This window comes from Blastococcus sp. CT_GayMR20 (genome assembly GCF_004570345.1).
Map to the genome: position 1 here is coordinate 1 of NZ_SPQM01000200.1, position 6,813 is coordinate 6,813.

General features: G+C 74.5%; 6 protein-coding genes. 3 read left to right on the forward strand and 3 right to left on the reverse strand.

The window, feature by feature from the left end:
• A partial coding sequence (locus E4P40_RS25225; RefSeq protein ID WP_135161078.1) for a M20/M25/M40 family metallo-hydrolase occupies positions 1-660 on the reverse strand: 660 nt, incomplete at its 3' end.
• A 61-nt stretch (positions 661-721) separates the two neighbouring features.
• Here E4P40_RS25225 and E4P40_RS25230 point away from each other — a divergent pair.
• Entirely contained in the window at positions 722-1,525 is an 804-nt protein-coding gene (locus E4P40_RS25230) for a phospholipid scramblase-related protein (RefSeq protein WP_209305509.1), read from the forward strand.
• 247 nt (positions 1,526-1,772) lie between these two features.
• Here the strand turns inward: E4P40_RS25230 and E4P40_RS25235 are convergent, their stop codons facing one another.
• On the reverse strand, positions 1,773-2,051 hold the full coding sequence (locus tag E4P40_RS25235; protein WP_209305510.1) for a DUF6458 family protein: 279 nt from the start codon (positions 2,049-2,051) through the stop codon (positions 1,773-1,775).
• Positions 2,052-2,301: 250 nt separating this feature from the next.
• Here E4P40_RS25235 and E4P40_RS29420 point away from each other — a divergent pair, with 250 nt between their 5' ends.
• Complete coding sequence (locus E4P40_RS29420) at positions 2,302-2,433, forward strand: hypothetical protein (protein ID WP_280790646.1); 132 nt, start codon at positions 2,302-2,304, stop codon at positions 2,431-2,433.
• Positions 2,434-2,498: 65 nt separating this feature from the next.
• Positions 2,499-5,492, forward strand: a complete 2,994-nt coding sequence (locus E4P40_RS29425; protein WP_280790647.1) for a helix-turn-helix transcriptional regulator — start codon at positions 2,499-2,501, stop codon at positions 5,490-5,492.
• Positions 5,493-5,603: 111 nt separating this feature from the next.
• On the opposite strand, the gene E4P40_RS25245 is transcribed toward E4P40_RS29425, so the two are convergent.
• Positions 5,604-6,813: helicase-related protein (locus tag E4P40_RS25245; protein WP_135161081.1), on the reverse strand; the 1,210-nt coding region annotated here is incomplete at its 5' end.

The window sequence follows — 6,813 nt, forward strand, 5'->3', positions numbered from 1 at the left end:
GATCTCGAGCCGGAACGTCAGCGCCCCGGCGTGCGCCGTCACCACCGACCCCGCGGTCGGCTCGGGGATGACGCAGAGATCGCCGAGGTGCCCGCGCCGGATCGTGGCCCAGGCGCCGAGACCGCCGTCCTCCTCGCCGATGACGCCGTGCAGGGCGACCGGCCGGACCAGGCGCACCCCCACCCGCTGGACGGCGGCCAGCGCGGCGAGGGAGGAGACGACGCCGGCCTTCATGTCGCAGGCTCCGCGGCCGTGGACGTCGCCGCCGACGAGGCGGGGGACGAACGGGTCGCCGTCCCACAGCGTGCGGTCGCCGGGCGGGACGACGTCGGTGTGCCCGGACAGGACCAGGGCGGGACGGTCCGCCTCGGCCGCGGGCAGCGTGCCGACGACGCCCCACGCCTCGGTGCGTTCCACCTCCTGGCCGGGGGCGTCCGCGGCCGTGGCGGCCTCGGCGAGGTCGATCGGCCAGGTGTCGACGTCGCAGCCGAGCTCGTCGAGCCAGCCGGCCAGCTGGTGCTGCACCTCGCTCTCGGCGGGTGTCCCGCCGACCGAGGGGACGGCGAGCATCGCGGTCAGCCGGTCGACCACCCACCGCTCGTCCACGGCGTCGACGACGCGGGCCTCCACATCCGTCAGGTCGGCCCTACCCCCGGTCATGGCCGGAGTCTGGCACGCGTCGCGACCGCCGTTCCGCGCCCGGAGCGCTAGCTTGACCGCCGTGACCGCGCCGCCGCCCCCGCCGGGCTGGTACCCCGACCCCGCCGGGAGTGCCGGCACCCGCTGGTGGGACGGGCAGGCGTGGACCGACCACGTCCAGCAGGCTGCACCGCCACCGCCACCGCCACCGCCACCACCGCCCCCGCCTCCGGTCCCGGTTCCGCCGCCCGCGGCGCACCACGCGCCGTCCGTACCGACCGGCGCCGGCCCCTCGCTCTACGAGCAGCCGGTGCTCGTCGTCAGCCAGAAGACGAAGCTGATCGAACTGACCAACGAGTACGCGGTCTTCGACGGCCAGGGCCAGCAGATCGGAGCCGTCGTCCAGGTCGGGCAGAGCGGGCTCAAGAAGGCCGTGCGGTTCGTCTCCAACCTCGACCAGTTCCTGACCCACCACCTGGAGGTCCGGGATGCCCGCGGGCCCCTGCTGGTGCTGACCCGTCCGGCGAAGTTCGTGAAGTCACGGGTGCTGGTGCAGCGGCCGGACGGCGCACCGGTCGGTGAGATCGTGCAGGCCAACGTCTTCGGCAAGATCCGCTTCGACCTGGTGGCGGCCGGGCAGCTGGTCGGGGCCATCCAGGCCGAGAACTGGCGGGCCTGGGACTTCGCGATCGTGGACGCCGCCGGCACCGAGATCGCCCGGATCACCAAGAAGTGGGAGGGGCTGGCGCGGACGCTGTTCACGACGGCCGACCGCTACGTCGTCCTCGTGCACTTCCGGCTGCCCGAGCCGCTGGCGAGCATGGTGATCGCGTCCGCGCTGACCGTCGACACCGCACTCAAGCAGGACGACCGCGGCTTCAACTGAGGGGTGATAGGAGCCCGTTCGGTTCGGCATCGACCGTCCTCCGCGGGTAACCTCGGAGGCGTCCGGGCCGGGTGCCACGTGCCCCCGGGTGCCATTTGGTTACGCCTTCACGGACTACCGCCCCGACCTCGGTCGGGGGCCTGGAGCCGGGTTGTGCATCTCGCCGCGAGGCGGCCGTCATCCGGTCCGGACCCGAACGCGGAGGAGCCCCCGTCCACGAGGACGGGGGCTCCTGTGCGTGCGTGGATCAGTAGGTCTCGTCGGTCGTGGTCCGCTGGACGGGGCCGCCCGCGACGGGCGCGCCGTAGCCCTCGCTGTGGGTGACGCGACGGCGGGAGCGGGGTCCCCAGACGGCGACCTCCAGCACGATGCCCAGGGCGCCGACGATCATCAGGATCCAGCCGACCACCTGCAGGTCGATGCCGCTCACGTCGACGTTCAGAGCGAAGGTCAGGATCGCGCCGAGCGCGAGCAGGACGATGGCAGTTCCGAGCCGCATGTGCACTCCCTTCATCACGGCGCGCATGCCCCTCACCTGCGGGCACGACGAACCGGCGGCGGGGTGCCGCACACCCGGCGTGCCCTCCGGCGCGGCGTCCGAAACCGCAGGTGAGGCCGTGCATCCCCCGATCGGATGTACCTAAGGGGCCTCAGACGGCCTCAGACCACCCGGGACGACGAGAACTGCGTGGTCGACCGATGCCGGGGCCACCCCCTCAGCACGACCGTCGTCCTCATCCACCAGGGACCTCCCTGGACCGAGAGAGGAAACCATCATGACGCTCCACTACAGCAGTCCGGCTCTCGACGCGGAGCTGGCCTATCGCCGGGAGATGCTGCAGGCCTCCGGTCGCGGCACCCGGACCCGGCGGGGCAGCTGGCTCCGCAGCCGGCGGCGGGCGCACTGAGCGCGCCCGCCGTCCCGGCGGTAACCGGCTCGGACCTGTCGGAGGTCCGTGCCACGATCATCGACGTGCCACGCTGGGACGACGCTCCGCTGGTGGGCCGGGCCGATGAGCTCGCCCGCCTGCTGGCGCACGTCGAGCGGGCGGAGTCCGGCCGGTCCACGGCCGTACTGCTCGCCGGCGATGCCGGCGTCGGCAAGACCCGGCTCCTCGACGAGCTGACGTCCCGAGCCGCTGCCCGGGGCGTCCGCGTGCTGATCGGTCATTGCGTCGACCTCGGCGACGTCGGGCTGCCGTACCTGCCCTTCGTCGACCTCCTCCGCCCGGTGGCGGCCGACCCCGACCTCGCCCCGAACGCGGCGGCCAACCCGGTCCTCGCCGCCCTCTTCGCGGGGCGGCCGGTGTTCTTCCCACCCGTGCAGCCGGTGCCCGAGGGGCGTGACCTCAGCCGCCCGCTGCCGCACCGTGCTGCGCCGCAGCCGGTCGAGGACGGGCGGCTCCAGCTGTTCGAGTCGGTCGCCGCGCTCATCTGCGAGCTGGCGTCCTCCGGGCCGCTGCTGATCGTCCTGGAGGACCTGCACTGGGCCGACCGGTCCAGCCGCGACCTGCTGCGCTACCTGCTGGCCCGGCTCTCCGACGAGCCGGTGGCCGTCGTCGCCTCCTACCGTGCCGACGATCTCCACCGGCGCCACCCGCTGCGCCCCTTGCTCGCAGAGCTGGTGCGGCTGCCCGGCGTGGAGCGGCTCGACCTCAGCCCGCTGCCCGATGCCGACGTCGGCGCGCTGGTCCGCCGGCTGGCCGCGGCGGCCGGCTCGCTGCCCGACTCCGTCGTCGAGGACGTCGTCGCACGGGCCGAGGGCAACGCCTTCTACGCCGAGGAGCTCGTGGCGGCGGGGCTGCACGGCGAGGCCTTGCCCATGGCCCTGACCGACGTCCTCCTCGCCCGCGTGGAGCAGCGTTCGCCGGCAGCCCAGCAGGTGTTGCGCGTCGCCGGGGTGGCCGGCCGCCGCGTCCGTCACGAGCTGGTGGCCGCGGTGGGCGGACTGGGCGACGGCGACCTGGAGACGGCGCTCGCGGAGGTCGTGCACCACCACTTGCTGGTCGTCTCCGACGACGGTCGCTACCGGTTCCGGCACGCGCTGCTGCGCGAAGCGGTGCTGGTCGATCTGCTGCCGGGAGAGCGGGTGCGGCTGCACGCCGCCATCGCGGCCTATCTGGCCCGGGTGCCGGGGGCCGGCACCGCAGCCGAGCGGGCGCACCACGCGCGCGAGAGCAACGACCTGCCCGGCGCCTTCACCGCGTCGCTGGAGGCAGCGGCCGCAGCCGGCGGTGTGGGCGCCCCCGCCGAGCAGCTGCAGCACCTGGAGGCGGTGCTGGCGCTGTGGTCGGCGGTGCCCGATGCCGCGGAGCGGGCCGGGCGGGACCAGGCGGCCCTCCTGCTCGAGACCGCGGCCGCCGCTCGGACGGTGGGGGAGCCGCACCGGGCCGTCGCCCTGCTGCGCTCGGCCCTGGAGGTGCTCGGGCCGGACGCCGACCCGGAGGCCCGTGCGCGGGTCCACTACACGCTGGCGCAGGCGATGGTGCGGGTCGAGGACGACGCGGGCGCCTACCGCGAGAGCGCAGCGGCCATGGCCCTCGTGCCGGCGCAGCCGCCGTCGAAGGTGCGCACCTGGGCGGCGGCCACGCACGCGCGGATGAGCTACTCGGTCGGCCGCAACGACGAGGCGGACGCGGCGGCCGACGAGGCGCTCGCGGCCGCCGACGCCCTGGGCTTCGACGGCGCCTGGGCAGACATCGCGGTGACCCAGTTGCGTGCGCGCCCGGGTACCGATCCGGCAGCGGCGCGCGCCCGCCTCGACGAGGCGCTGACCAGGGCACGCCGGTCCGGCAACGTCGAGGTCGAGATGCGCGTGCTGTTCAACCTCGCCTCCTTCACCTTCGAGGTGGGCCGGATCGACGAGGCGCTCGACTGGACCCGGCGGGGTACGCGCCGCGCCCGTGACCTCGGGGTCGAGTGGTCGTACTACCCGGCCGAGCTCCGGCACCTGCACGTGACCGCCCTGTACATGGCAGGTGACTGGGACGCCAGCCTGGCCGAGGCCGACGAGCTCGCTCGGGTACCGGAGATGTCCGCGCACGTCCGCGCGGACGGCCTGCTCGTCCTCGTCGGCCGGGGAGACCCGCGTGCACGGGAGCGGATCGACTGGGCCCGGGGGCTCATCCCGCGGCTGCGCGCGCACGTGCTGCTCGACCTGGTGACGGCCGGCTCGGAGATCGACCTGGCGGCCTGGGAAGGCGACGCGCAGACGGCGGTCGACGTCGCGCTCACCGCCTCGCGGCGGATCCGGGAGGTGTGGTCCGACGACCACCTCGGCGTGCTGCGGCTGGCCGGCACCGCGCTCGCGCCGGTGGGGGACGCCGCAGCCGCGGCGCGCCGCGACCACGATCCCGCCGCAGAGGAGCGCTGGCTGCGGGCCGGCCAGGAGCTGGTGGCGGCAGCCCGGTCCTCGGTCGACGTCTACCGGGGCCTGTACGGGGACACCATGGGCGTGGAGGCGCTCGCCTGGCTGGCGCGCGTGGAGGCGGAAGCTGCCCGGCTCGAGGGCAAGGCCGCCCCGGAGCTCTGGCGGGCCGCGGTGGACGCCTTCGAGTTCGGGCACGTGTACGAGCAGGCGCGTTCGCGGTGGCGGTTGGCGGAGGCGCTGCTCGCATCCGACGACCGCGCGACTGCCGCAGCGGAGGCGCGTGCGGCCCATGACGTGGCCGTCCGTCTGGCCGCCGAGCCGTTGCGGATCGCCGTGGAGGGGCTGGCCCGGCGCGGCCGGCTCGACATCGGGGTGGCGGCCGCGCGCTCCGCCGACGCCTCCGTCGTCCTGACGCCGCGCGAGGCCGAGGTGCTGTCGCTGCTCGCGCAGGGCCGCACCAACCGCCAGATCGGGTCCGAGCTCTACATCAGCGAGAAGACGGCGAGCGTGCACGTCAGCAACATCATCGCCAAGCTGGGCGCCAGCGGCCGCACCGAAGCGGTCGCCATCGCCTCCCAACGGGGGATGTTGCCGTAGTCCGTGATCGCGCCGAGTGGGGCCCGGAGGGTTCCGCGCAGGCGTGATGAAGCGGCTCCATGGCCGTCGGGTACGGCTCCTGGTCGCGGTGCGGTCCGGAGGACCGCGGTGTCACAGCATGGTGCGCAGGCGCTCGCGGCGGGCGCGGAGGACGTCGACCGACGCCGACGCCGACGGGGGGCCGGGCACCGACTGGCGCAGCTGCGTGTGGATGACCGCGTGCGGCTGTGACTGCCGGGCGGCGACGCGGCTCACCAGCCGGTTGATCTCGCGGCGCAGCTCGGCGGCGTCGCGCCAGGACCGGCCGGCGTCGTCCTCGTCGGGGTGGTCCTCGACGAGCATGAACTCCTCACCGTCTGCCCGGTGCGACTGGGCGATCCGCACCCGCAGCTCGTCGTCCCGCTTGGAGAGCAGCTCGGCGGTCTGCGCCGGCGTGAGCAGGCCCGGGATGCCGAGGAACTCCTCGTCCTCCGGCGCCACCTCGACCAGCGCGGGGCGGCCCTCACCGGTGTGCGCCGTCCCGCCGTGCAGCACGTGGGCGAAGCGGGCGTCGGCCTCCAGCGCCTCCCACTGCGTCAGGCCGTCGAGGTCCTTCTCCTTCGGGGGCAGCGGCTCGAGGTCCAGTTCGTCGCCGACCTCGGTCTTCGGCGGCGGCATGACGTGGTTGCGCTCCTCCTCCATGGAGGCGGCGAGCGTCAGCAGCGGCCGCACCGCGGGGAGGAACACCGTCGCCGACTCGTGCGGCGCCCGCGAGCGGACCACGCGGCCGACGGCCTGGGCGAAGAACAGCGGCGTCCGGTAGGAGGTCATCCACGCCAGGACGGCGGCCCGGGGGACGTCGACGCCCTCGGAGATCATCCGCACGCAGACCGCGATACGGGCCGACCCGGTGGCGAAGCGTTCGATCTTCTTCGACGCCTTCGGGTCGTCGGAGAGGATCAGCTCGGCCGCCTTGCCGGTCACCCGGCGGACGATCTTGGCGTAGGCACGGGCGTCGTCCTGGTCGCTGGCCAGGATGAGCCCGGCGGCGTCCGGCATCCCGGTCTCGCGCAGGTGGGTGATCCGGTCGTCCATCGCGGCGATCACGTGCGGGACCCACTGACCCTTGGGGTCCAGCGCCGTCCGCCAGGCCTGCATCTCCACCGACTTGGTGCCCGCGTCGGACAGCGAGGCGGCGACGACCTCGCCCGCGGAGTTCCGCCAGCGCGACGTGCCGGTGTAGGCGGCGAACACGACGGGCCGGACGACGGAGTCGGCGAGCGCCTCCTTGTACCCGTAGGTGTAGTCGGCGCGGCTGACCAGGCCGATACCGCCCTCGCCG